Source organism: Nguyenibacter vanlangensis (genome assembly GCF_038719015.1).
GTDB lineage: Bacteria > Pseudomonadota > Alphaproteobacteria > Acetobacterales > Acetobacteraceae > Gluconacetobacter > Gluconacetobacter vanlangensis.
The window spans coordinates 3,427,501-3,451,587 of the sequence record NZ_CP152276.1; the positions used below are offsets into that span (position 1 = coordinate 3,427,501).

Below are 24,087 nucleotides of genomic sequence, written 5' to 3' on the forward strand. Positions count from 1 at the left end.
AGTAGGGCGGGACACGTGAAATCCTGTCTGAACATGGGGGGACCACCCTCCAAGCCTAAATACTCCCTGGTGACCGATAGTGAACAAGTACCGTGAGGGAAAGGTGAAAAGCACCCCGACGAGGGGAGTGAAAGAGACCTGAAACCGGATGCCTACAAGCAGTCGGAGCCTCTTATGGGGTGACGGCGTACCTTTTGTATAATGGGTCAGCGAGTTTCTGTTTGCAGCGAGCTTAAGCCGATAGGTGTAGGCGTAGCGAAAGCGAGTCTGAATAGGGCGCTGAGTTGCTGGCAGAAGACCCGAAACCGAGTGATCTAGCCATGGCCAGGCTGAAGGTGCGGTAACACGCACTGGAGGGCCGAACCCACGCCTGTTGAAAAAGTCGGGGATGAGCTGTGGCTAGGGGTGAAAGGCCAATCAAACTCGGAGATAGCTGGTTCTCCGCGAAATCTATTGAGGTAGATCGTCAGGTGTTGACCCCGGGGGGTAGAGCACTGGATGGGCTAGGGGGGCCCAAAGCCTTACCAAACCTAACCAAACTCCGAATACCCGGAAGTTTAGCCTGGCAGACAGACGGTGGGTGCTAAGGTCCATCGTCGAGAGGGAAACAGCCCAGACCACCAGCTAAGGCCCCCAAATCGTGGCTAAGTGGGAAAGGATGTGGGGATTCCAAAACAACCAGGAGGTTGGCTTAGAAGCAGCCATCCTTTAAAGAAAGCGTAATAGCTCACTGGTCTAATAGAAACCCTGCGCCGAAAATGTAACGGGGCTCAAGCCACGTGCCGAAGCTGTGGGTGCATACTTTGTATGCGCGGTAGCGGAGCGTTCCGTAGGTCTGAGAAGGAGACGGGGTGACCCTCTCTGGAGATATCGGAAGTGCGAATGCTGACATGAGTAGCGACAAACAGTGCGAGAAACACTGTCGCCGAAAGTCCAAGGGTTCCTGCGCAAGGTTAATCCGCGCAGGGTGAGCCGGCCCCTAAGGCGAGGGCGAAAGCCGTAGTCGATGGAAACCAGGTGAATATTCCTGGGCCTGCTAGAAGTGACGAATGCGATATGTTGTCAGTCCTTAACGGATTGGGCTGGCTTTTGGAGCATTCCAGGAAATAGCTCTAGCGAATAGACCGTACCCGAAACCGACACAGGTGGACTGGTAGAGCATACCAAGGCGCTTGAGAGAACGATGCTGAAGGAACTAGGCAAATTGCTCGCGTAACTTCGGGATAAGCGAGACCCATGATTGGGCAACCATTTGTGGGTGGCACAGACCAGGGGGTAGCGACTGTTTAGTAAAAACACAGGGCTGTGCGAAGTCGAGAGACGACGTATACGGCCTGACGCCTGCCCGGTGCCGGAAGGTTAAGAGGAGGTGTGCAAGCACTGAATTGAAGCCCCGGTAAACGGCGGCCGTAACTATAACGGTCCTAAGGTAGCGAAATTCCTTGTCGGGTAAGTTCCGACCTGCACGAATGGCGTAACGACTTCCCCGCTGTCTCCAGCATCGGCTCAGCGAAATTGAATTCCCCGTGAAGATGCGGGGTACCCGCGGTCAGACGGAAAGACCCTATGAACCTTTACTGCAGCTTTGCAGTGGCATCAGAGACATTCTGTGTAGGATAGGTGGGAGGCTTAGAACCCGGGGCGCCAGTTCCGGTGGAGCCATCCTTGAAATACCACCCTGACTGTTTCTGATGTCTAACCGAGACCAGTAAGCCTGGTCCGGGACCCTGCATGGTGGGCAGTTTGACTGGGGCGGTCGCCTCCCAAAGTGTAACGGAGGCGCGCGATGGTGGGCTCAGGTCGGTCGGACATCGACTGTTGAGTGCAATGGCATAAGCCCGCCTGACTGTGAGAGTGACAGCTCGATCAGAGACGAAAGTCGGCCATAGTGATCCGGTGGTCCCGCGTGGAAGGGCCATCGCTCAACGGATAAAAGGTACTCTAGGGATAACAGGCTGATCTCCCCCAAGAGTCCACATCGACGGGGAGGTTTGGCACCTCGATGTCGGCTCATCACATCCTGGGGCTGGAGCAGGTCCCAAGGGTTCGGCTGTTCGCCGATTAAAGTGGTACGTGAGCTGGGTTTAGAACGTCGTGAGACAGTTCGGTCCCTATCTGCCGTGGGTGTTGGAGACTTGAGAGGATTTGTCCCTAGTACGAGAGGACCGGGATGAACAGACCTCTGGTGCACCGGTTGTCGCGCCAGCGGCACAGCCGGGTAGCTAAGTCTGGACGGGATAATCGCTGAAAGCATCTAAGCGAGAAACCCACCTCAAAACCAGGTCTCCCCGAGGGCCGTGATAGACCATCACGTCGATAGGCCAGATGTGAAAGCGCAGTAATGCGTGCAGCTAACTGGTCCTAATCGCCCAAAAGGCTCACTCACACAGCCCGCTTAAACGCAGGCAACACACATGCACAGCAATCATCCACTCAACACTCAATACACACTCCTCAGCACCAACCTCTCACGCCCACTACACCCCATCAGGGTGGACTGGACGACCTGGTGGCCATGGCGGGGATAGCTCCACCCGATCCCATCCCGAACTCGGCCGTGAAATGCCCCAGCGCCTATGATACTGCGTCTCAAGACGCGGGAAAGTCGGTCGCCGCCAGGTCTTCCAATCCACCTACACCACCGCGGGGTGGAGCAGCCCGGTAGCTCGTCAGGCTCATAACCTGAAGGCCGCAGGTTCAAATCCTGCCCCCGCAACCATGAAATCCCGTTTAGAATCAAGTAGTTAGCCCGCTCTCCGAGCGGGCTCTCTGCGTTCTGCACCCACAACTGGAATCATATAGGAATCACCAGGAAGCGAATTCCAGCGTAATAGGCGCGTGCGAAGTGGCGTCGAAGGGGGCGGGCGCGAATCGGACACGGCTTCTTCTACAAGAGGGCCGGCCCAAGATCGGATCTTGAAACGGAATCGACGATAAAATCTGTCACGGTGCGGATCGATGTAAGCGTGAGCTGATCCCCACATAGCATTTGTTCGGTTGCTGGGCGGATGATGCTGTCGATTTCCGCAGGGTGGGCGACGGTCATGACACACGATGATTTTGGCAACGACGGTTTCGAGCCAGATATTTCAACTACCACTGGTATTATTGATAGTCATATGACGGGTCGTAATGACGGTCATATGACCAGTTCTTACGGGGCTGGACCGCGCGAGGAAATTGAAATCCGGCGCCGCGTCATCCGTCGTCGTCGCTGGAGCGATCAGGAAAAGGTTCGCATCCTCGAAGAGGCCTTTGCGCCGGGAGCAAGCCGCAGGGCTGTCGCGGAACAGTATGGGATCGCGCAAGCCCAGCTTTATATATGGCGCAAGCAGTTGATGATGTTTCCTGCCGCCGAGGGATTTATGCCGGTTCATGTCGGGGGCTTGGCGATGACGGCACGGCAGCCGGGCGCGTCGTCGCCTGTGGCGGCTGTCGAGATTGTTCTGCCGAACGGCATCAGCATCCGGACGGGCACGACGTTTGATCCCGACGCGGTGTGTCGGCTGGTTCTTGGCCTGGGACGGCCATGATCTGGCCATCGGGAGAGGTCAGGATCTGGCTGGCCTGCGGGGTGACAGACATGAGACGCGGGATCAACTCCCTGGCGTTGCAGGTGCAGACTACATTGGGCCGGGATCCTCACGATGGATCGATCTACATTTTCCGTGGGCGCAAAGGCGACACGATAAAAGTTTTGTTTTGGGATCGGCAGGGCATGTGCCTTGCGATGAAACGCCTTGAATCCGGGAAGTTCGTGTGGCCCCAGGCCAAAGATGGCTCGGTGTCCCTGACGACGGGTCAGATGGCGATGCTCGTTGAAGCCATCGACTGGCGCGCCACGGCCTGGACGGCAAGGCCGCAAGTGGTGGGGTGATGATGCGGTTTTTCTTGTACTGATCCCTTGCCTCCCTTACGATCGGGTCATGTCCGACCCCACGACAGATCCTGCTGAGGAATTGGCTGCGTTACGTGCCGAACTTGCGGCGACCCGTGAGGCTCTGGCCCGCGCGGAGGACAAATGCACGGCCCTGCAGTTACAGATCGAGCGCACACGGGAGCAGCTGGCCCTGATGCGGCGGCAGAAATACGGGCAGAAATCCGAGCGTCACCAGAAGGAGATGGACCAGCTCGAACTGGTGCTCGACGAATTCGAGGAGACGCTGGCCGAGGCCAGTGCCGAACGGGCGGCCCGGGAACGCGAAAAGGGCGAGACATCCACGCCACGCCGCAAGGCCATCCGCCGCCCGCTGCCCGAGCACCTGCCGCGCGAAGTGATCGAACTGGCGCCGGCGGTCGTGTGCGACTGTAGACGATGCGACCCCGAGCGCCTGGTGCGCATCGGCGAGGACGTGACGGAAGTGCTGGAGAAGATCACGGCGCCGCTGAAGGTTTTGCGCTATGTCCGCCCCCGCGTGGCCTGCCGCTCGTGCGAAAAGATTTTCCAGGCGCCTGTGCCGGATTTACCGATCGAGAAAGGGCGCGCCTCCGCCAGCCTGATTGCAAGCGTGATTGTCGCGAAATACTGGGACGGCCTGCCGTTGCATCGTCAGTCGGCGATCCTCGCACGCGACGGCGTGGAGATCGATCGCAGCACGCTCGCCGACTGGATCGGACACGGCGCGTGGTGGCTGGAACCGCTGCGGGATCGCATCCAGGCCTACGTCATGAACCGCGATGTCCTGTGGACGGACGACACCCCCATCAAGGTGCTGGCGCCGGGGCGCGGAAAGACGAAAGAAGCGCGGATCTGGTGCTATGGCCACGATCCCGCCACCTGGGGAAGCAACGAGCCGCCGGCGATGTTGTATTGTTACAGCGCCGACCGCAAAGGTGAGCGGCCTCGAACCCATCTTGAGCATTATGCCGGCTGGCTGCACTCGGACGCCTATGTGGGATACGAAAAACTGTTTGGCAACAAGGGCGGCAAGCCGTCACCGATCCGGCCGGTGGCCTGCATGGCCCATGCGCGCCGCTACTTTTTCGATGTCTACGCCACACAGCCGGCCCCCTTGGCCGAAGAGGCTGTGGCCCGGATCGGTCTGCTCTATGACATCGAACGTGAGATCGGAGGACTGCCGCCGGAACAGCGCCTGGCCGTCCGGCAGGCCCGGGCAGTTCCCATCCTGAAGGATTTCCATACCTGGGCAACGGCCCAGAAAGCACGGGTCTCCGGCAAATATGCTCTGGGCAAGGCGTTCCGTTACGCTCTGACGCGCTGGGATCGCCTGTGCGCCTATACGCTCGACGGCCGCCTCTCCATCGACAATAATTTCTCCGAACGTTGTCTCAGAAATATTGCGGTGACACGGAAGAATTTTCTGTTTCTGGGATCGGACCGGGGTGGAGAGCGAGCCGCGATCTTCTATACTCTCCTGACCACGGCAGCCCTCAACGGGCTGAATCCGGAACGCTGGATGGCTGATGTAATCGACCGCCTCGCGCGTGGGCATCCGATCAACCGGATCGACGAACTTTTACCCTGGAACTGGTCGCCACAGGCAAAGCAGAAACCCGCCTGAAAAGGCTTGATCCTGGCTGCCGGGAATGCTGCGCTACTACGCAGCATGCCGCCACAGACAAGACTCCCTCCCTATCTGCGTCAACTCGAACGCGTCCTCGCACGGCTCGAGACAGCCATGCTGTTGAGCGAACTGGACGGGTTCCTCGCCGGCGTCATCGTCTGTCCTGAGATGATCCTGCCCTCCGAATGGCTGCCCGTGGCGCTCGATCCCGACGAGGAGGGGGATCCTGTTCTCGAACACGAGAACGATGCTCGGTTGATCCTGCGCCATTACAACGCCGTGCTAAGGGATCTCGATCGCGGGCGTTATGCGCCTCTGTTCGATATCGACACAAGGCATGACGAAATACTCTGGGAACTGTGGATCGAGGGGTTCGAGCGCGCCATGACGCTGCGGCCTGAAGCGTGGGACAGCTTTTTGCTCGATCCCGACGAGGCGGTGCTCCGGGCCCTTGTCGGTCTACGCAAGCTCGTCGCCATGACCGATGCCCCAGCCGACAGCAGCGATGAACTCGGCGCCCTGCTGACGGAGACCGCGCCGGATCTCATCCCCGACTGGGTGCAGACACTCCATGCCGAGCGCCTGTCAAATTCCATGGACCACTTCTCGAACGCACCAGCCCTGTCGACAAAGGTCGGCAGAAACGAGCCCTGCCCCTGTGGCTCCGGCAAAAAATACAAGAAATGCTGCGGCATGAACTGAGCCAATCCAGCCCATAGAATGATGGAATGCAAGCGTGGGGATCAGCTCACGCTTACGATCGATGCCGAGTGTTTCAGATCTGCGTGGACGACGAGCCAGATTTCCCTTGAAAATGCATCGCCGTCGAAAGGTAGGCGTTCCAAGGCTGGGTCGGTATCGCCGAGGAAGCAAGGCAAGCCAGCAACGCCAATGCCTGTGCGTGCTGCGACGTGTTGACTGGTGATGTCGCTGACTTCGCAAACGATAGGACGTGACCCAGCCACCGCCAGAAGCCAATGCTGATGCGGCATGTCGGCATATTGCGCGTCATAGGCAATGAATTCCCATGTCGCAGGTTGGTGGCGGTAGGCATAGTCGCGGCTCGCGTAGAGTGCGAACGGCATGATTCCAAGCCTACGTGTAACGCTACTGGCCTCCGTAGGGCGCGACAGACGCACCGCGATATCGGCCTCGCGTCGGCTTAACGAAACCTGTTGAGCCTGACTCGAAATAGATAGCTGGATGTCGGGATGTTGCCTGTGGAATGTGAGGACCTGCTTGGCGAAGAAGTTGGTCGCGAGTACCGGTGGCGCGCTGACCGTGACCTTGCCGATGAAAGGCGAATGCGCAGCATGAACGGCTCTCTCTATCGCGAAGGCGCTTGCTTCCATTTGTGACGTAAGCTCGAAGATCTGTTCTCCCATCAGCGTCAATCGGCACGATCGCGGCAGACGGTCGATGAGTCTCATCTGCAATGCCGTTTCGAGCGCCGTCAGTCGGCGGCTGACCGTCGCATGATCGACCTTCAAACGGCGCGCCGCACCGGACAATGTTCCTGCCTGGGCGACGGCGAGAAAATGACGAAGATCTTCCCAATCGAACATCTGTGCGTTTTTCCCAATGTGGGTGGAAATTATATGGAATTTACGCACTGACTGTCGATCCCTGAAGCTGTTCAGAAATTGAGCAGGGAATGGGTCTTTATGTCTCGCATATTGATTGGGCAATCCAGGCTTGTGCAGATAGCATCATGCCTTGGCTTTGTGGTCGTTCTGATGGACGTCAGCGTCGTCAATGTGGCGCTGGAAGCGTTGCACGCCGCCTTTCGGGCCGACATGAGCGGTCTGCAATGGGTCGTCAACGCCTATACGTTGGCGTTCGCGGCACTTCTGTTGACTGCCGGAGCGCTCGGGGATCGGGTCGGCGCCCGGCGTGTCTTTATGGCTGGGTTTTCGCTGTTTATACTCGCATCGTTTGGATGCGGTCTCGCTTCTGACTTACGGGCACTGATTTTAGCCCGATTCCTGCAAGGAATCGGGGCCGCACTTTTGGTTCCGAATTCGCTCTCCTTGCTGCGTCAGGTCTTCCACGATCCCGAAGAACGTAATCGGGCGGTGGGATGGTGGGGCGCTGGCGGTGGAATCGCGCTCGCCGCAGGGCCGGTCGTGGGTGGGTTTCTGATCACTGTTGCCGGCTGGCGCGCCATCTTTCTCGTCAATCTTCCGATCGGTATGCTCGGCCTTTGGCTGACTGTGCGCTACGCACCGGCCTCTCCGAAACATCCCAATCGTGGACTTGATCTCGCCGGCCAAATTACGGCCGCTCTTGCGCTCTCAGGTCTGACAATGGCGCTGACGGAGGTGAGCGGTCGTGGTTGGACCGATCCGGTTATCGTTGCGGGTCTTGCCACGGCCATTCTGGTCGGAGTGCTGTTTCTCTGGCTGGAAGCTGGCAATCCATCTGCGATGCTGCCTCTGCATCTGTTTCGGGACAGGACGCTCCGAAGCGCCACGGCGATCGGTTTGATCGCCAATCTCGCATTCTATGGCGGTGTCTTCATTCTAAGTCTCTATTTTCAGGCGATCCGGCACTATTCACCGCAGACGACCGGATTGGCCTTTTTGCCGATGATGGCCACGCTGGTGATCATGAATGTCATTGCCGGCCGGGTCGTCGGTCGCGTTGGCCCACGTCGTCTAACCGCGATTGGCATGAGCATATCGGCGCTCGGCTATGGCCTCCTGCTGCCCGTCTCGGCAACGGGTTCCTATTGGTCGCTCGCTGTTCCCATGTTGCTGGCGGGTAGCGGCATTGCGCTGACCATTCCCACGATCACCAACGCGACCTTGACGTCCGTTCCCCATGCCCAGGCCGGTATCGCCTCCGGGCTTTTGAATTCCGCGCGGCAGGTGGGCGGTATGATTGGAGTAGCTATCTTTGGATATTTCGTTCGTTCACACGAAGAAGTTTTGTTCATGAGGGGAATGCATACGGCGATTTCTTTAACGGTCGTCCTGCTTATTCTCGGAACATTCATTGGGATCGCCGGGATTCGGTCAATTTCTGGCCCAAGCTCAGAAAAGAAAAATCTCCATGGCATACGGCGAAATACAGACCTCGCCGAGGGCTGATCCGCGTGATTGCCAACAAGCGATGTTGGCGTATTTGCTAATATCTGAATCTTCTCGGCACTGCTTGATGTCACGTAATTATCCAGATTACGGCTTCAACGTCCGCGACTACGACGGATCATCGCGGTCGCGGAGCATCGTAGCCATTATATTATCTGAAAATTTTTCCGACGTTGCCACTGTGACAGGCATGTCAAAATCCTGACATAAACCCGAGGAAGCAGCCAGCTATAAACGTGGCCAACGGTCCAACCCGAAGGGTGGCCAATTCGTCCGCGACATCGAGAGGGAAGCAGATGTCTGTTGCTGGTAATGCAGGTTATCGATCGGCGAGTTCATACCGAAATATGGATTCGATGATTTTTGGCATCATGCCCGCGGGATGCACGGCCGATTGTCGAGAGGACCGGGGCGATCGGAAAATGAAAATAAATGACAGCGAATAGAAGAGACGATATCGACCGTAGAAGATGCCAGCCTGTTTGGCGTTAGACGTGGTGAGACTTATATGCGCTTTACATATAGCCAGGTGGCCTGAGTATTCTATCTCTTCGTTCTTGCCGCAACCCGCATCTCTTTCGGTTGTGTGATCGGGCCGAGCATACGGAGCAACGCCGCCTGGTCGGCCGATACCCGTCGTTACTTTGCTCGTCCTGGCGGTGGCGCCGGCGCGGCGTCATGCCGCACTTGCTGTCCTCTCTTTGCCGTGAATCGAGAAACATGATGGTGATCAAACGACGCGAAGAAGACACGTCATTTTGGCCCGCGCGCAGCAGGTTGCTGATGGGCTTGGTCTTGATGCTGCCGGTACTCGCGGGATGCAAAGCGCGGAACACCTACCATAAGCCGCCACCACCCGAAGTCGATGTTGCACGCCCGCTAAAGCAGGACGTGACCACCTACCTGTATGCGACTGGCCAGATGACAGCGACGCGGAGCGTCAACCTGGTTGCGCGCGTGCAGGGATTCTTGCAGGCGATCGATTATCGCGATGGTGCGTTCGTCCACAAAGGCGATCTGCTGTTTCTGATCGAGCCCGCCCCTTACGCTGCCCAGGAGCAGCAATCGCGCGCCAATTTGGCATCGGCCCTGGCGAGAGCGGCGTTCGGCGTAAAGCAATTCGATCGCTACCAGGCTTTGGCGAGATTCGATTCGGGCTCCGTGCAGCAGGCACAGCAGACACGCGCGGACCGCGATAGCGCCGACGCTTCGGTATTGCAGGCGCAGGCCGCGTTGCAGCAGGCTGACATTACCTATGGCTATACCCATGTCACTGCGCCGTTCGATGGCTTCGTAAGCGCGCATCTGGTCAGCGTCGGGCAATTGGTCGGCAGTGGCCAGGCGACCGAGCTGGCGCAGATTTCGGCGCTCGATCCGATCTGGGTGAACTTCAACGTTTCGGAGCAGGATGGCGCGCGACTTTTAGCCCGTCCCGGCGAGAAATGGAAGTTGCAGGTCGAGGGGCCGGACGAGAGCGATTACCCACATGACGGACGGGTCGACTATATCGCGCCGACCGTGGATCCGGCGACAGGAACGCTGGCACTGCGCGGTGTGCTGGACAACGGCCATCTCACGCTGCGCCCGGGTAATTTTGTACATATCCGCGTCATGACCGGCATCCGGCACAACGCTCTTCTGGTCCCCGCCGAGTGTATCGGAAACGACCAGGGCGGCAGGACGGTATTCGTGCTTACGGCCGAAAACAAGGTCGCGCTGCGGCCCGTGACGCTCGGGCCTCTGGTCGGCCGGCTGCAGGCAATCGAACATGGGGTGGCCGCCGAGGATCGGGTCATCGTGAATGGCACGGAATCGATCCGCACGGGTGAAGTCGCGGTGCCGCACGAGGTGCAGGTGACGCAATGATATCGAAATTCTTCATAGAACGGCCGGTATTCGCCAATGTGATCGCGGTGGTGACGATTCTGCTGGGCATCGTCGGCTTATCCAGCCTGCCAATTTCGCAATATCCGAATGTCGTCCCCCCCACTGTCCAGGTCACGACGAACTATCCCGGTGCAAGCGCGACCATGATTGCACGCACCGTGGCTTTGCCGATCGAGCAGCAGGTCAATGGCGTGCAGGACATGCTCTATATGCAGAGTACCAGCACCGATAGCGGAGCCTATACGCTTACGGTTACGTTCCGAATCGGCACGGATCCCGACAAGGCGCAGATCCTGGTTCAGAACCGTGTTTCGAGCGCGATGGCATCGCTGCCGCAGAGTGTGCAGATACAGGGCGTGACCGTGCAGAAACGATCGACCAGCGTGCTCGGGTTCGTCGCGCTGACGTCACCAGACAACAGCCGCGACAGTCTGTATTTGAGCAATTACGCCACCATCCATGTCATCGACGCTCTGTCACGCATTCCCGGCGTCGGCAATATCAACGTGCTGGGTGCAAGCCAATATGCCATGCGGATTTGGTTCGATCCGGATCTCTTGCAGGCGCACGGCCTTGAGGCATCGGATGTGCTGAACGCGATCGAACAGCAGAGCCAGGTCGTGCCGTCGGGCCAATTCGGAAGTCCACCGGGATGTGCTCAGCCGTTCCAATACACGCTCGATGTTCCGGGACGCCTCGCCGACCCGGTCGAATTCGGCAATCTGATCATCAAGACGGGAGCGGGTACCGGTGGTCAGATTGTACGGCTGCACGATGTGGCGCGCGTGGAGATGGGCGCGAAATCCTATGCGCAGGATTTCCGGCTGAACGGCCGACCCGCCATCGGAATTGGGGTCTATCAGACGCCGGAGGCAAACGGCCTTCAGACGTTCCGCGCGGTGCGGGGGGAAATGGCCAGCCTGTCGCGGAATTTTCCCCCCGGCGTCGCTTCGGAGATCCCATTCGATACGACGACATTCGTCAGCGCTTCGATCCAGGAAGTCTATAAAACGCTGATCGAGGCGGCGATCCTGGTGCTGATCGTCATCCTGGTATTCCTCCAGGACTGGCGGGCGATGATGGTGCCGGCGACCACCGTGCCCGTGACGATCATCGGCGCGTTCGCTGCGATGGCGGCAATGGGGTTCGGGGTCAATATCTCCACCTTGCTGGCCATCGTGCTGGCGATCGGCATCGTGGTCGATGATGCGATCGTGGTTGTGGAGGGGGTCGCGCAGCAACTGGAGCGGGGCCTGCCCGGCCGGGCGGCCGCCATCAAGGCCATGGGCGTACTGGTCGGCCCGATCATCGGCATCACGCTGGTCCTGATGTCAGTCTTCATCCCCGCGGGGTTCCTGTCGGGCCTGACGGGACGAATGTATGCGCAATTCGCACTGGTGATCGCCGCCACCGCGCTGATCAGCGCGATCAACGCACTCACGCTCAAGCCGACGCAATGTGCGGCCTGGATGCGGCCTGTGCCGCGCGATGCGCGCCGCAACGGTTTCTATCGTGCGTTCAATCGATTCTACGCGACGGCAGAGGCGCGGTATGTCCGCCTGATCCGCTCTGTAGTCGGCCGGTCGGGCATCTCGGTGCTGGTCGCGCTCGGGATCATCGTACTGGCAATCGGCGGATTGTCACGCCTTCCAACAGGTTTCCTGCCGCTGGAAGACCAGGGCTATTTCGTAATCAGCGCGCAATTGCCCAGCGGCGCGTCCTTGGCGCGAGTTGGAGCGACATTGCGGCGCATATCGGACGTCGTTCAGAAAGTTCCCGGTGTGGAGAATGTGGTGACGATCTCCGGCATGTCGGTACTGGATAATAGCGCCTCGATATCGAATGCCGGAACCGTCTATGTCGTGCTCAAGGATTGGAGCCAGCGCGGTTCCGGCGCCGGCCTGATCGGCATGTATCACGCGCTGTCGAATGCTGTGGCGCCGATCCGCGAAGCGTCCATCCGTGTCGTGCCGCCGCCCGCGATCCAGGGGATCGGCAATGCCGGCGGCTTCACCATGCAGCTCGAATTGCGGGACGGGACATTGGATTGGTCGCATTTGCAGGCGGTGACTGCCGATATGGTTCGCGCGGGCGGATCGCAAAGCGCGATTTCACGGATTTTCAGCACCTATCATGCCGACGCGCCGCAATTCGTCGTCTCGGTCGATCGAACGAAGGCCGCGACCCTGGGCGTGTCCCTGCAGGATGTGTTCCAGGAACTGTCCTATGCCGTGGGCTCCGGATATGCCGGCCAGTTCGATCGGTTCAATCATGTGTTCCAGGTCTATGTCCAGGCGCAGGATGCGTACCGGGTCGATGCGGCGCATCTCGGTCTGTTGCGTGTCCGCAATGCCAACGGCGGAATGGTGCCGTTGGGGTCTCTGGTGCGGGTCACCCCGTTGACCGGACCGTCACTCGTAACCCTGTATAACCTCTATCCGAGCGCGACCCTCATCGGGACGCCCGGTAAGGGATTCAGTTCGGGCGACGCGCTGACGGTGATGGAGCAGGCGGGCGCACAGGAATTGCCGCCAGGTACGGGCTACGACTGGACCGCGATGTCATATCAGGAGAAGGCGGTCGGCGGTCAGATCTATCTCGTCTTCGGGCTGGCAATGCTGATGGTCTATCTCGTCCTGGCAGCGCAATATGAAAGCTGGTTCATGCCGCTTGCTGTGATCGCAGCGGTTCCGCTCGCGCTGACCGGGCCGGCGACGGTGATCGCCGCCTTGGGGATCGACAATAACCTTTACACGCAAATCGGGCTGATCCTGCTGGTTGCGCTCTCGGCCAAGAACGCGATTCTGATCGTGGAAATGGCACGCGAACTGCGCGAGAGCGGCCGCAATATCGTGGACGCGGCAGTGGAAGCGGCGCGAATCCGATTCCGCCCGATTCTGATGACGTCGATCGCTTTCGCGCTGGGCGTCGTTCCGCTGGTGACGGCGAGCGGCGCAGGCGCGAACGCGCGGAAATCGATCGGGATCACCACCCTGTCGGGAATGATCTCCTCGACCTGCCTCGCCGTCGTCCTGGTGCCGGCATTTTTTGTTGTCATCCGGCAGTTCGATGAGCGTCGCAAGGGGACGTCCCATGTATGAAGCGCTTCGCCGCCTATTTGCGTGGGGTCTGGCGCCTGTCGCGCTCTGTGGGTGTATGGTCGGTCCCAACTACCATCGGCCGAGCATCGACGCGCCTGCGGCCTTCAAGGAAGCCAGTGCGGCCGGGGTCAATTGGGGGCCGGCGCGACCGAATGACGGCGCCGAGAAAGGTGCATGGTGGCTTGTCTTCCGCGATCCGCAACTCTCCACACTGGAGGAACGGGTCGCGGTCAACAACCAGAACCTGAAGGCGGCACTGGCCGCGCATGACGCGGCAGAGGCGACCGTGGACGAAACGCGGGCAGGTCTGCTGCCAACGATTGCCCTCGGTCCGCGCATCCGCCGATACCACCTGAACGACCAGTTCGGCACGGATGGACAGACTCGCACGCGCCCCGCGTTCAGCGGGACGATCAGCTGGCATCTGGATCTGTGGGGGGAAATCCGGCGGCAAGTGGAAAGCGACCGAGCGGCGGCGCGCGCGTCGGCCGAGCAACTTGCGTGGTTACGCCTGCAAAATCAGGTCGATCTGGCCAACGATTATTTCTTTCTGCGCTACGATGATTCGATGACGTCTCTTCTGCAAGCGACGGTCGCCGCATATGCCCGTGCGCTGGATATGACCCGACAGCGTCACAATCTGGGGGCGGTCAGCGAAGTGGACGTCATTTCCGCCCAGACGCAAATGCAAAACGCGCAGGCGCAGCTTGTCGGCGTCGGTATCGACCGGGCAACGCAAGAACATGCGATCGCCGTCTTGGTGGGCGTTCCGCCGGAAGCGCTGACGATTACGTCGGGTTCGTTGGTCGGGGCGGTTCCGACGGTGCCGGTGGAACTCCCGTCCCGCCTGCTGGAGCGGCGTCCCGACGTCGTGGAAGCCGAGCAGAACGTGGTCGAACAGAACGCGATGATCGGCGCGGCCATCGCGGCGTACTACCCGGATGTGAATCTGGGCGCGCTCGGGGGATATAGCGGGTCGGGGGCCCTGTTCCAGGCTGGAAACAAGCTTTGGCTGATGACGGCGCAGGGCAGCGAGGTGCTTTTCAATGGCGGCGCGCGCTCCGCCAAGGTGCGGAGCGCACGGGCCAATTACGAGCAGAGTGTTGCGGCATATCGCCAGAAGGTGCTGGAGGCATTCCAGGGCGTCGATGATAATCTATCGAGTCTGCGAATCCTGGAACGGAAGGGAGGCATACAGGACGCGACGATCGCGAGCGCACGGCAAGGCATGCGGTTTGCGCTCAACGAATATCGAATGGGTGCCGTGGACTATACGACCGTCATCAACGCGCAGACCTCTGCCCTGAGCGCGGAGGAAAGCGGATTGCAGATTCGTCAGCAGCGCCTGTCGGCCACTGTGTCGCTCATCGAGGCGCTGGGCGGTGCATGGCGTGAATAGATCGGGTGTTCGTGGGGGGCAGCGCACCAGTTCCCCGCCACCCATCGTCCGGGATGCCGCCAATCCCTTCCGGACCTGGCACTGTCGTGCCAGGTCGCGGGCAGTTCCTTAACGCAGGCCGCCGGAGGCGATCAGGGTTTCGCCGGTCAGCCAACGAGACTCGTCGGACGCCAGGAAAACCGCCAGCGGTGCGATATCCTGCACCTGACCTGTGCGGCCCAGAGGCGTTTGCGCGATGATGGCCTGCTCCATCTCCGAGCCAACGATGCTCGCGGTCTGGGTGCCTTCGGTCTCGATCAGTCCGGGATTGATCGCGTTGACCCGGATCTGCTTCGGCCCGAGTTCCCGCGCCAGAGACCCGGTGATGGCGTCCACCGCGCCCCGTGCCGGTATAGACCGCCGAATTGGGCGGCGTGATGCGCGACACGACCGAACTGATATTGATGATGCTGCCGCCCGCGCCCAGATGGCCGACCGCGGCCTGGGTCGTCAGCAACGTGCCCAATACGTTGACGTTGAAGAGCCGGTGGAAATGCTCCTCGGTGATCTCCCCGATCGAGGCGAACTCATAGACGCCGGAATTGTTGACCAGAATATCCAGCCGGCCGAACTGGCTGACGGCGGCATTGACGATGGCTTGGGCGTCCGCTTTGCGCGAGACATCGCCCTGCACCGCGACGGCCTTGCCGCCCGCGTCCGTGATCGCCGCGACGACCGCATCGGCCCCCGCTTTGCTGGACGCATAATTGACCACCACCGCGGCGCCTTCCGCCGCCAGCGCCTTGGCGATCCCCGCGCCAATCCCCTTGGAGGCGCCGGTGACGATCGCGACTTTTCCTGTAAGCTTGCTCATGGGTGCTGTCCCTGTCTGCTCGGGCTGAGAGCGAAGCGCGGCTCCCACGCCCGGGGTTGCGGAAACGGATGACCAAAAAAAAACCTGATTACGCACTATTTTCAGCCAGGGATTTATGATACAAAACGAGAACATTTGTTGTTTTCGAGAGGCTTGATCGATGGCTCGCAACAAGGTCCAGTTTCAGAAAGGGCTAAGCGAAGCCCAATTTGACGAACTTTACGGAAGCGAAGAGAAGTGCCGAGCGGTGATCTTTGGCTGGCGTTGGCCATCTGGTTTTGAATGCCCGGCCTGCGGCGGGCGTGAGCACAGCGTCATTCAGAGCCGTGGGCAGTATCAATGCAGCGCCTGTCGGAAGCAGACGTCGCTGATCGCCGGAACGATCTTCGCGGCAACCAAGGTGCCGTTACGGACCTGGTTTCGTGCCCTGTACCATCTGACCCAGAGCAAAGGCGGCATCTCCAGCATCGAACTGGGGCGCAGGCTCGGCGTGACGCAGACCACGGCCTGGAAGATCAAGCATAAACTCGCGCAGGTAATGATGGAACGCGAGGCCGGCAAGCGACTGAAGGGACGGATCGAACTGGACGACGCCTATCTCGGCGGAGAACGCGGCGGCGGCAAGCGCGGGCGAGGATCAGCGGGCAAGACGCCGATCGTGGCCGCTGTTGAAACCACACCGCAAGGCAAGCCAATCCGCCTGAAACTCCGCCGGGTGGCCGGGTTCAGTAGGGCCGAGATCGCAAAGATGGCAAAAAACAGCTTCGACCCCGCCAGCAGCGTGGTCAGTGACGGTCTACGCTGTTTCGCCGCCGTCACCGAAGCAGGGTGCGTCCATCATCCCATCCTGACCGGTTCGGGACCAAAGGCAGGCCGCAACCCTGCTTTCAAATGGGTCAATACCGCTCTCGCCAACATCAAGAATGCCATGACCGGTACTTACCGTGCTATCCGTGACAAGCATGCGCCGCGCTATCTCGCCGAGTTCGTTTATCGCTTCAATCGCCGCTTCGACCTCGCCTCCATGATCCCTCGCCTCGGATACGCCGCCGTCAGAACCCCGCCCATGCCCTATCGCCTGCTCAAATTGGCTGAAATTAGTGCGTAATCAGGAAAAAAAATGTGGAGCGACCTCCTACACCCACGACATATGAGGGGCATGATTTCGCGTTCAAGGATTTTTGGAGCGACTGCACCAAAAAATGCCAGCGAACGGCATGATCGCGCCCGGCCGGGCACGCCCGCGCGACCGGATGGCCCGGCAGCATGCACCGTCTGCCGGAGGCCGCGATGATGGAGCGGTTGGCGCCGGGGGAGGCGTTGCGGACGGCGACCTGTGGGCGGATACGGATGTCGAGGGGCCCCGCGGTTCGCTCGGGCGAACCGCAGGCGCGACACGTCAGCACATGCCGCCGTTGGCGCGGATGGTCTGGCCGTTGATCCAGCCGCCCTCCGGGCCGGCGAGGAACGAGACGACCGGAGCGATGTCCTCGGTCTGCCCGAGGCGTTCCAGGGGATTCAGCTTCGCGATGCGATCGATCAGTTCGGGGGACTTGCCCTCAAGGAACAGCTCGGTTGCGACCGGGCCGGGTGCGACCGCGTTCACGGTGATGCCACGACCGCGCATTTCCTGCGCCAGAACCTGGGTCAATGCCTCGACCGCCGCTTTGGTCGCCACGTAGACGCCATAGGTCGGCATGCGCATGCCGATGACGCTGGTGGAAAGAGTGATGATGCGACCGCCCTGGCGCACGCGCCTGGCCGCCTCGCGGCAGACATTGAACGCGCCCTTGACGTTGATCGCCATGCTCTGGTCGAACGTGGCGTCGTCATACTCGGCGATTTTGGCCAGCTTCAGCACCCCCGCGCTGTTCACCACCACGTCGATGCCGCCGAAAGCCCGTTCCGCCGCGTCGAACATCGCCGCGACCGAGACCGGATCGGCGATATCCGCCTGCGCCACGATCGCCTCGCCGCCGGCAGCCTTGATCCGGTCGGCCACCCTCTGGGCCGGTCCCGCGCCGCTGGCGTAGTTGACGACCACCTTGAACCCATCCGCCGCGAGACGAAGGGCAATCTCCGCGCCGATGCCGCGCGAAGAGCCCGTGATCAGGGCGATTTTTCCGGAATTGCTCATGCCTTGCTCCTGTCTTCGACATCGCCGCGCTGTCCGGCGGCAGGCGCAAACCTAGGCTTCAAGGGATGCAAAAAATAATGCATAGATGTCAGTCCAAAGATGACTGAAAGTATGCCTCATGACCTTCGATAGCCGCCTCCTGAGCGGGATCGGCGTCGTGTCCGCCGTCGTGGAGGCGGGCAGTTTCGCGCGCGCGGGCGAAGCGATCGGACTGACCCAGCCGGCGGTGAGCCGCGCGGTCGCCCGTCTGGAGGAGCGCGTCGGCATCCGCATCTTCAACCGGACTGCGCGCGCCATTTCGCTGACCGACGAGGGACGGCGCTTCTACGAAGCTGTCGCCCCCCATCTTGCCGGGATCGCGGACGCCGCGGTGACGGCCGGCGGAAGCAAGGCCGCGATCCGGGGGCGGCTCCGGGTCAATGTCGACGGAACGTTCGGCCACTTCGTCCTGTCGCCCCGGATCGGGGCGTTTCTCGACCGCTTTCCCGAACTCTCCGTCGAGATCAGCGTGCGCGACCGGATGGGCGATCTCGTTGCCGATGGTTTCGATGTCGCGATCCGCTTCGGCGAGCCCGAGCCGTCCTCGCTCAAGGCGCGCCTGTTGCTCGAAACCCACGTTCTGACCTGCGCCTCGACCGCCTATCTCGCCCGGCATGGCGAACCGGAGCGTCCAGAGGATCTAGCGCAGGGCCACCAATGCCTCCTGATCCGCGACCCGATGACCAGACGCCCGTTCGCGTGGGAGTTTCAGCGCGGTACGGAAACCGTTCCGCTTCATGTTGCCGGACGGCTGATGGTCGACGACACCGGATCGCTGCTGGGCGCCTGTCTGAGCGGCGCCGGAATCGCACAATTGCTGGAACTCTATGCCAGGGATCTCATCGCGCAGAAGAGGCTGGTCCATCTGCTGCCGGAATGGTCGGATGAGACCTTCCCCCTGTATGCCTATCACCACGCATCGCATCTCATGTCAGCCAAGGTGCGCGCTTTTCTCGATTTTGTCAGGGAACTGGCGTCATGATCCTGAAAGGGGGAAATGAGCGCATGGCGGGAGGCTTCTCCTTGACTACTCATCATATATCCCGATAAGTGGATATATGAAAAACGGAGCCGCCCTCCAGGCGCTGGGCGCCCTGGCCCATTCCAGCCGCCTCGATGCCTTCCGGCTGCTGGCGTGCCAGGAACCGGAAGGCCTGCCGGCCGGCGAGATCGCGCGCCGACTGGGCGTGCCGCAGAACACGCTGTCCACCCATCTGGCGATCCTCGCGCGTTCCGGCCTGGTCCACGCGACCCGGCAGAGCCGGCTGGTCATCTATCGCGCCGATCTCGCAGTGCTTCGTGCCCTGGTTCTGTTCCTGGTCAAGGATTGCTGCGCAGGGCGGGCCGATCTGTGCGCACCGCTCATCACTGAACTCATGCCCTGTTGCCCAGCAGAAAGGGTATCGTCAGAAAGGGTATCGCCATGACCATCACGATCTACCACAATCCCGCCTGCGGCACGTCGCGTAACACACTCGCGAAGATTCACGACGCCGGGATCGAACCCACGGTCATCGAATATCTGAAGACCCCGCCGTCGCGCGACGGACTGGCCAGCCTGATCGCGCGCATGGGGGTGCCGGTGCGCGACCTCCTGCGCCGCAAGGGCACACCCTATGATGCACTGGGTCTCGATGACCCGGCCCTGACCGACGACCAACTGATCGACGCCATGATAGCGCACCCGATCCTGATCAACCGCCCGATCGTCGTGACCCCGCTTGGGGTCAGGCTCTGCCGGCCGTCCGAAACCGTGCTGGATCTCCTGCCCGAACCGCAGAAGGCGGCCTTCGCCAAGGAGGACGGCGGGCAAGTCGTCGTTGACGGCGGAAAGCAGGTCGTCTGATGCTCGCTCTTGCGATTTTCGTCGTCACCCTCGTCTTCGTCATCTGGCAGCCCAGGGGATTGGGGATCGGCTGGAGCGCCCTGGCCGGCGCCGCCGTCGCCCTGGCAACCGGTGTGGTCCATTGGCACGATATCCCGGTCGTCTGGCACATCGTCTGGGATGCCACCTTCACCTTCATCGCGCTGATCATCATCTCGCTGCTGCTGGACGAGGCCGGCTTCTTTCACTGGGCCGCGCTGCACGTCGTGCGCTGGGGCAGGGGAGAAGCGCATGTCCTGTTTCCGCTGATCGTCGTGCTGGGCGCGGCGATTGCCGCGATCTTCGCCAATGATGGGGCGGCCCTGCTGCTGACCCCGATCGTGATCGCGATCCTGGCCCAACTGCGCCTGTCCCATACGGCGGCGCTGGCCTTCATCATCGCGACAGGCTTCGTCGCGGATACCACCAGCCTGCCGCTGGTGATTTCCAACCTGGTCAACATCGTCAGCGCGAATTTCTTCGCGGTGCCGTTCGACCGCTATGCTGCCGCGATGGTGCCGGTGAATCTGGTCTCGCTGGCCGCGACATTGGGCGTGCTGTGGCTGTATTACCGGCGCGACGTGCCGGCCTCGTATCCGGTTGCAACCCTTCCCGCGCCTGCGAGCGCCATCCGGGACCCGCTGGTGTTCCGGGCGGCGTTTCCGCTGCTGGTGGCACTGCTGCTCGCCTATTTCCTGACCGCGCCGTTCCATCTCCCGGTTGCGATCGTTGCCGGCGTCGCCGCCGCGATTCTCTTCGCCCTCGCGGTGAAAAGCCCGGTCATCCGGGTGCGCAAGGTGCTGCACGGCGCACCATGGCAGATCGTCATCTTCAGCCTGGGCATGTATCTGGTGGTCTACGGGCTCAAAAACGCCGGCCTGACCGATCATGTCGCGGACGCACTGGTCTGGCTCGGCCATCGGGGCACGATCGTCGCCACGGTGGGGACCGGTGTCCTGGCAGCCCTGTTGTCGTCGGTGCTGAACAACATGCCCAGCGTGCTGGTGGGCGCATTGTCGATCCGCCAGGCGCAGGACATCACGCCGCTCACCCGCGACCTGATGGTCTACGCCAATATCATCGGCTGCGACCTGGGGCCGAAATTCACCCCGATCGGCAGCCTGGCGACCCTGCTCTGGCTGCATGTGCTGGCCGGCAAGGACTACCGCATCACCTGGGGCCAATACATGAAGGTCGGGCTGGTCATTACCCCGCCGGTGCTGCTGGTCGTGCTGCTGGCGCTCGCCGTCTGGCTGCCGATGATCAGTTGACCACCGCGACGCGAAGGGAATCCCGACTTCTCACGCTTGAAGCCGAGCGCATGCTCGACTTGAGAGCGGCCGCGGCTCAGAAAGGAGAGGGGCCACCGGCATCGGGGTCGGGTTCCTGTCCATCAATCCAGAGCAACGCCTGTTGCTCGCTCGTAAACGGCCCCGCATCGAGAATATCTGTGCCGTCCATGATATACCAGCCATCTTCATGGGGGGCCGGCGGATTGGTCCTGGCATCAAGAAATATCGGGATCATGGGTCTTTTTCCGCTGTATCTTGCGTTTCTTTCAGAAAATTCTCTTCGTCCTGGCGCGTGGCGAACGGGACTTCCTGCTTGTCGTCCAGTTCGTTCATGCTGCCGCCGGAATTGCCGAGATTCTGCTCCAGCCACGCCTCTTCGACGGGCTGTCCGTCCGGACCCAACGGCACCGGCGATTCGACGGGAATCTGGCCGGCATCGGGGTTCAGTTCCATGCCGATCAACTCGGACGCCTGCGCCTTATAGGCGTCGGGACCGCAGGCCGGCTTGCCGTCGGCGGCCCACAATTCCTTGGCCCTGGCGAGGATACGCGCTGCCGTCTGCGGTGAATCTTCAAGCGGGTTGTCCATGTTCGAAAGTCCTCGACGATTGTGCCCATAGCTGGTTTGCGCCGGTGCCGGACAGGCCGGCCTGTCCCGACATCCAATGTCATTCCGGGGAATTCACGGCATGCAGCATGCGATTCGTTCAGGCGCATATTCTGGCAGAGACCGGCCTTCGCCGATAACGCCGCAGCACGCCGAAAGCTGCGTTCCCGATCATCAGGATGCCGCCGGCGCCAGTTCCCCCGCGGCATCGATGGCGACCGTCGCCTCGCTGGTGAGGACGCGGAAGGTGAAGCTCTCCTGCAGATACAACTCAACCGTGTCGGCCGTGTGGCTCAGATAGCCGATCGAGAAATCCTGCCCGATATCAAGCGCCAGATCGCCGCCCCGCATGGTCACGACGAAAGCCCCCTCGATAGCCGGCGCCCAGACGAGCTTGCCGTCGATCATGCTTTCGATGTGCTTGCGGATGGGATATCCGTCATCGTCGCCACTGCCGACCGCCAGGAATGCCTGCGCCCCCAGGACGATCGAATAGGGACCGTTCACGCCCGCGAGACGCAGGCTGGCGAGGGCGTCGGCGATGACATGGGGATAATCCTGCACCGACGCCGGAAGCTTCAGATGGGCATTGGACGTGCCGGCGCGAATGCCCTGGATGCCCGCTGCGGCATATCCCTCGAAGATGGCGCGGTCTTCCGCGAACGCGATCATCTTCGCGGCATCCTTGACCGGCTGCCAGTCGGAATCCTGAGAGCCCCGCTCCACGGCATCGATTTCCTCGCGCGACAGGACGAAGGGCACACGCAATTCGACGAGCGGTAGAATGTCACGCCGCATGGCGCGAATCCCATCGGTCGGCGCATCGATCCGGCTGGCGCGACCGGTTCCGATACCGGCAAGCGACAAGCCTTTGGGTTCCGACGTATCGACGACGCGCCGCCCGGCGAGGTGCCGCCGGATCGTACGGGCCGCTTCCTCTTCGATCTGCTCCCAGGCCATGCTGGAAACGGGGGCGAGATGCCGATGAAGATTGTTCATGTCAGGGTTCCTCTTTCAGCGAGCCAATACCCAGCGACGGATCGGCCTGGTGTGCCCTTGGGGCGGGTTCGGGGGGCGCGGATGCGCGGCCGCTCGCGTCGGGCGACCGTGCCGGCGCAGCGATGTCCGGAGCGCCATCCAGGAAATCGGCGGTCGGGATGAAGAACAATGCGCCGGTGACGGCGGTGCTGACGTCCAGAATCCGGTCGTAATTCCCCGGGGGCTTTCCGACGAACATATTGTGCAGCATCTGCTCGATGCGTGCGGGCGAACGCGCATAGCCGATGAAATACGTGCCGAATTCGCCCTTTCCGACCGCGCCGAATGGCATGTTGTCCCGCACGATCTGGAGTTGCTGACCGTTTTCCTCGATCGTCGTCAGCATGTTATGGGCATAGCTGGGTTTGGCGGCATCGGCCAGCTCGATGTTGGAGAGCTTCTTACGCCCGATGATGTTTTCCTGCATTTCGGTCGGAATGGCATTCCATTTTTTCAGGTCATGCAGGTATTTCTGGATGATGACGTAGCTGCCGCCCGTGAAGGCCGGATCCTCGTCGCCCACGATCGCCGAGTCGATGGCCGCCTGGCCGGACGGGTTTTCGGTGCCGTCCACGAAGCCCAGCAGGTCGCGTTCGTCGAAATATTTGAAACCGTGGACCTCATCGACGATGCTGGCCGCGCCTTCCAGGCGCGAGACGATCGTGGCTGCCAGTTCGAAGCACAAATCCATGCGCGTGGCACGGATATGGAAAAGCAGGTCGCCCGGGGTCGAAGGGGCATGATGCACGCCGTGGATGGCCTGGAACGGGTGAAGATCCTTCGGTCGCGGAGCGCCGAAAATAAGGTCCCATGCCGTCGACCCGATGCCGGTGACGCAACTGAGGCGCCCGTCGGGGATACGAAAACCGACGCCGCGCAACAGCGAGGAAAGATCTCCCAGCAGGTCCCGGAGTTGAGCGCCTGCCGCGGCTTGATCGCCTGTGTTCAGGGTCGCGACAAGGAACAAGGCGGCCTGAGTCAATTTGGCATCGACGGGTTGAGATGTGGCCAATGGACGGAAACTCCCTTCATGCTCCCCGAGCCGCGAGCAGGCATCTTCTGCCGCCCGATGCCAGGACGGCTGCTGGCCGGTTGACCATGGATCATAGGTATAATCGAATCCGAGGGAAAGGATGAGTTGTTATAACCAGTACGCATAAGAATATAAATAAAAGGTCTTGGACGCACGGTAGCAGGTTGATTTAACACCATACCGGTCACGTCACGCCATCTGTTTTGACGAACGGTCCCGTG

At 60.9% G+C, this 24,087-nt stretch carries 19 protein-coding genes, 1 tRNA gene, 2 rRNA genes and 1 pseudogene (1 of these 23 only partly in view); 16 read left to right on the forward strand and 7 right to left on the reverse strand.

Annotated features, from left to right (window positions below; genetic code table 11):
- The 7 genes from AAC691_RS16000 to AAC691_RS16030 form a co-directional block, all read left to right on the forward strand.
- Positions 1 to 2,386: ribosomal RNA gene (locus tag AAC691_RS16000) — 23S ribosomal RNA — on the forward strand; it begins 355 nt to the left of the window's first position.
- A gap of 119 nt (positions 2,387 to 2,505) precedes the next feature.
- Positions 2,506 to 2,621, forward strand: a 5S ribosomal RNA gene (gene rrf / locus AAC691_RS16005).
- 21 nt (positions 2,622 to 2,642) lie between these two features.
- Positions 2,643 to 2,719, forward strand: a tRNA-Met gene (locus AAC691_RS16010).
- A 289-nt stretch (positions 2,720 to 3,008) separates the two neighbouring features.
- Positions 3,009 to 3,533, forward strand: a complete 525-nt coding sequence (tnpA, locus tag AAC691_RS16015; protein ID WP_342627162.1) for an IS66-like element accessory protein TnpA — start codon at positions 3,009 to 3,011, stop codon at positions 3,531 to 3,533.
- Complete coding sequence (gene tnpB / locus AAC691_RS16020; RefSeq protein WP_070402454.1) at positions 3,530 to 3,877, forward strand: IS66 family insertion sequence element accessory protein TnpB; 348 nt, start codon at positions 3,530 to 3,532, stop codon at positions 3,875 to 3,877. The genes tnpA and tnpB overlap by 4 nt, the downstream gene beginning before the upstream one ends.
- Before the next feature lie 49 nt (positions 3,878 to 3,926).
- A complete protein-coding gene (gene tnpC / locus AAC691_RS16025) occupies positions 3,927 to 5,522 on the forward strand; it encodes an IS66 family transposase (RefSeq protein ID WP_342627163.1) in 1,596 nt (531 codons plus the stop codon).
- Positions 5,523 to 5,528: 6 nt separating this feature from the next.
- Positions 5,529 to 6,227, forward strand: a complete 699-nt coding sequence (locus AAC691_RS16030) for a UPF0149 family protein (RefSeq protein ID WP_342627626.1) — start codon at positions 5,529 to 5,531, stop codon at positions 6,225 to 6,227.
- Positions 6,228 to 6,268: 41 nt separating this feature from the next.
- Here the strand turns inward: AAC691_RS16030 and AAC691_RS16035 are convergent, their stop codons facing one another.
- Positions 6,269 to 7,090 carry a LysR family transcriptional regulator gene (locus tag AAC691_RS16035; protein WP_342627627.1) on the reverse strand — a complete coding sequence of 274 codons (822 nt, stop codon included), beginning with the start codon at positions 7,088 to 7,090 and terminating at the stop codon, positions 6,269 to 6,271.
- A gap of 99 nt (positions 7,091 to 7,189) precedes the next feature.
- Here AAC691_RS16035 and AAC691_RS16040 point away from each other — a divergent pair, with 99 nt between their 5' ends.
- The 4 genes from AAC691_RS16040 (at position 7,190) to AAC691_RS16055 (ending at position 15,004) form a co-directional block, all read left to right on the forward strand.
- Positions 7,190 to 8,617, forward strand: coding sequence for an MFS transporter (locus tag AAC691_RS16040; RefSeq protein WP_342627628.1), 1,428 nt, complete (start codon positions 7,190 to 7,192; stop codon positions 8,615 to 8,617).
- A gap of 720 nt (positions 8,618 to 9,337) precedes the next feature.
- Positions 9,338 to 10,483: an efflux RND transporter periplasmic adaptor subunit gene (locus AAC691_RS16045; RefSeq protein ID WP_342627629.1), complete on the forward strand. Its 1,146-nt coding sequence runs from the start codon at positions 9,338 to 9,340 to the stop codon at positions 10,481 to 10,483.
- Positions 10,480 to 13,605, forward strand: a complete 3,126-nt coding sequence (locus tag AAC691_RS16050) for an efflux RND transporter permease subunit (protein ID WP_342627630.1) — start codon at positions 10,480 to 10,482, stop codon at positions 13,603 to 13,605. Before AAC691_RS16045 ends, AAC691_RS16050 begins: the two co-directional genes overlap by 4 nt.
- The gene (locus AAC691_RS16055; protein WP_342627631.1) at positions 13,598 to 15,004 is read left to right on the forward strand and encodes an efflux transporter outer membrane subunit; all 1,407 of its coding nucleotides are present in this window, start codon (positions 13,598 to 13,600) and stop codon (positions 15,002 to 15,004) included. Before AAC691_RS16050 ends, AAC691_RS16055 begins: the two co-directional genes overlap by 8 nt.
- Before the next feature lie 108 nt (positions 15,005 to 15,112).
- Here AAC691_RS16055 and AAC691_RS16060 read toward each other — a convergent pair.
- Positions 15,113 to 15,992, reverse strand: a pseudogene (locus AAC691_RS16060) (glucose 1-dehydrogenase).
- Between the two features lie 25 nt (positions 15,993 to 16,017).
- Between AAC691_RS16060 and AAC691_RS16065 the strand changes: the two are divergent.
- Complete coding sequence (locus tag AAC691_RS16065; protein ID WP_342627419.1) at positions 16,018 to 16,965, forward strand: IS1595 family transposase; 948 nt, start codon at positions 16,018 to 16,020, stop codon at positions 16,963 to 16,965.
- Between the two features lie 291 nt (positions 16,966 to 17,256).
- On the opposite strand, the gene AAC691_RS16070 is transcribed toward AAC691_RS16065, so the two are convergent.
- Positions 17,257 to 17,994, reverse strand: coding sequence for an SDR family oxidoreductase (locus AAC691_RS16070; protein ID WP_342627632.1), 738 nt, complete (start codon positions 17,992 to 17,994; stop codon positions 17,257 to 17,259).
- A 118-nt stretch (positions 17,995 to 18,112) separates the two neighbouring features.
- Here AAC691_RS16070 and AAC691_RS16075 point away from each other — a divergent pair, with 118 nt between their 5' ends.
- The 4 genes from AAC691_RS16075 (at position 18,113) to AAC691_RS16090 (ending at position 21,168) form a co-directional block, all read left to right on the forward strand.
- Positions 18,113 to 19,015 (forward strand): LysR family transcriptional regulator, encoded by a 903-nt coding sequence (locus AAC691_RS16075; RefSeq protein WP_342627633.1) that lies wholly within the window; start codon positions 18,113 to 18,115, stop codon positions 19,013 to 19,015.
- Positions 19,016 to 19,091: 76 nt separating this feature from the next.
- A complete protein-coding gene (locus AAC691_RS16080; protein WP_342627634.1) occupies positions 19,092 to 19,460 on the forward strand; it encodes a metalloregulator ArsR/SmtB family transcription factor in 369 nt (122 codons plus the stop codon).
- A complete protein-coding gene (gene arsC / locus AAC691_RS16085) occupies positions 19,457 to 19,879 on the forward strand; it encodes an arsenate reductase (glutaredoxin) (RefSeq protein WP_342627635.1) in 423 nt (140 codons plus the stop codon). The genes AAC691_RS16080 and arsC overlap by 4 nt, the downstream gene beginning before the upstream one ends.
- Positions 19,879 to 21,168, forward strand: a complete 1,290-nt coding sequence (locus AAC691_RS16090) for an arsenic transporter (RefSeq protein ID WP_342627636.1) — start codon at positions 19,879 to 19,881, stop codon at positions 21,166 to 21,168. Before arsC ends, AAC691_RS16090 begins: the two co-directional genes overlap by 1 nt.
- A 76-nt stretch (positions 21,169 to 21,244) precedes the next feature.
- Here AAC691_RS16090 and AAC691_RS16095 read toward each other — a convergent pair whose 3' ends face one another.
- The 4 genes from AAC691_RS16095 to AAC691_RS16110 form a co-directional block, all read right to left on the reverse strand.
- Positions 21,245 to 21,424: a hypothetical protein gene (locus AAC691_RS16095; RefSeq protein WP_176640044.1), complete on the reverse strand. Its 180-nt coding sequence runs from the start codon at positions 21,422 to 21,424 to the stop codon at positions 21,245 to 21,247.
- Positions 21,421 to 21,777, reverse strand: coding sequence for a hypothetical protein (locus AAC691_RS16100; RefSeq protein ID WP_342627637.1), 357 nt, complete (start codon positions 21,775 to 21,777; stop codon positions 21,421 to 21,423). Before AAC691_RS16100 ends, AAC691_RS16095 begins: the two co-directional genes overlap by 4 nt.
- A 192-nt stretch (positions 21,778 to 21,969) precedes the next feature.
- Positions 21,970 to 22,794: a family 1 encapsulin nanocompartment shell protein gene (locus tag AAC691_RS16105; RefSeq protein WP_342627638.1), complete on the reverse strand. Its 825-nt coding sequence runs from the start codon at positions 22,792 to 22,794 to the stop codon at positions 21,970 to 21,972.
- A 1-nt stretch (position 22,795) separates the two neighbouring features.
- Positions 22,796 to 23,845: a Dyp-type peroxidase gene (locus AAC691_RS16110; protein ID WP_342627639.1), complete on the reverse strand. Its 1,050-nt coding sequence runs from the start codon at positions 23,843 to 23,845 to the stop codon at positions 22,796 to 22,798.
- Between the last annotated feature and the right edge of the window lie 242 nt (positions 23,846 to 24,087).

Excerpts from the sequence above, each read along its gene's own strand:
- AAC691_RS16055 (WP_342627631.1), top strand. The coding sequence starts at position 13,598 with ATGTATGAAGCGCTTCGCCGCCTATTTGCGTGGGGTCTGGCGCCTGTC.
- AAC691_RS16050 (WP_342627630.1), top strand. The coding sequence starts at position 10,480 with ATGATATCGAAATTCTTCATAGAACGGCCGGTATTCGCCAATGTGATC.
- AAC691_RS16080 (WP_342627634.1), top strand. The coding sequence starts at position 19,092 with ATGAAAAACGGAGCCGCCCTCCAGGCGCTGGGCGCCCTGGCCCATTCC.
- AAC691_RS16065 (WP_342627419.1), top strand. The coding sequence starts at position 16,018 with ATGGCTCGCAACAAGGTCCAGTTTCAGAAAGGGCTAAGCGAAGCCCAA.
- tnpB (WP_070402454.1), top strand. The coding sequence starts at position 3,530 with ATGATCTGGCCATCGGGAGAGGTCAGGATCTGGCTGGCCTGCGGGGTG.
- AAC691_RS16105 (WP_342627638.1), bottom strand. The coding sequence starts at position 22,794 with ATGAACAATCTTCATCGGCATCTCGCCCCCGTTTCCAGCATGGCCTGG.
- AAC691_RS16090 (WP_342627636.1), top strand. The coding sequence starts at position 19,879 with ATGCTCGCTCTTGCGATTTTCGTCGTCACCCTCGTCTTCGTCATCTGG.
- AAC691_RS16035 (WP_342627627.1), bottom strand. The coding sequence starts at position 7,090 with ATGTTCGATTGGGAAGATCTTCGTCATTTTCTCGCCGTCGCCCAGGCA.
- AAC691_RS16095 (WP_176640044.1), bottom strand. The coding sequence starts at position 21,424 with ATGATCCCGATATTTCTTGATGCCAGGACCAATCCGCCGGCCCCCCAT.
- AAC691_RS16100 (WP_342627637.1), bottom strand. The coding sequence starts at position 21,777 with ATGGACAACCCGCTTGAAGATTCACCGCAGACGGCAGCGCGTATCCTC.
- AAC691_RS16045 (WP_342627629.1), top strand. The coding sequence starts at position 9,338 with ATGATGGTGATCAAACGACGCGAAGAAGACACGTCATTTTGGCCCGCG.
- arsC (WP_342627635.1), top strand. The coding sequence starts at position 19,457 with ATGACCATCACGATCTACCACAATCCCGCCTGCGGCACGTCGCGTAAC.
- AAC691_RS16075 (WP_342627633.1), top strand. The coding sequence starts at position 18,113 with ATGACCTTCGATAGCCGCCTCCTGAGCGGGATCGGCGTCGTGTCCGCC.
- tnpC (WP_342627163.1), top strand. The coding sequence starts at position 3,927 with ATGTCCGACCCCACGACAGATCCTGCTGAGGAATTGGCTGCGTTACGT.
- AAC691_RS16040 (WP_342627628.1), top strand. The coding sequence starts at position 7,190 with ATGTCTCGCATATTGATTGGGCAATCCAGGCTTGTGCAGATAGCATCA.
- tnpA (WP_342627162.1), top strand. The coding sequence starts at position 3,009 with ATGATGCTGTCGATTTCCGCAGGGTGGGCGACGGTCATGACACACGAT.
- AAC691_RS16070 (WP_342627632.1), bottom strand. The coding sequence starts at position 17,994 with ATGAGCAATTCCGGAAAAATCGCCCTGATCACGGGCTCTTCGCGCGGC.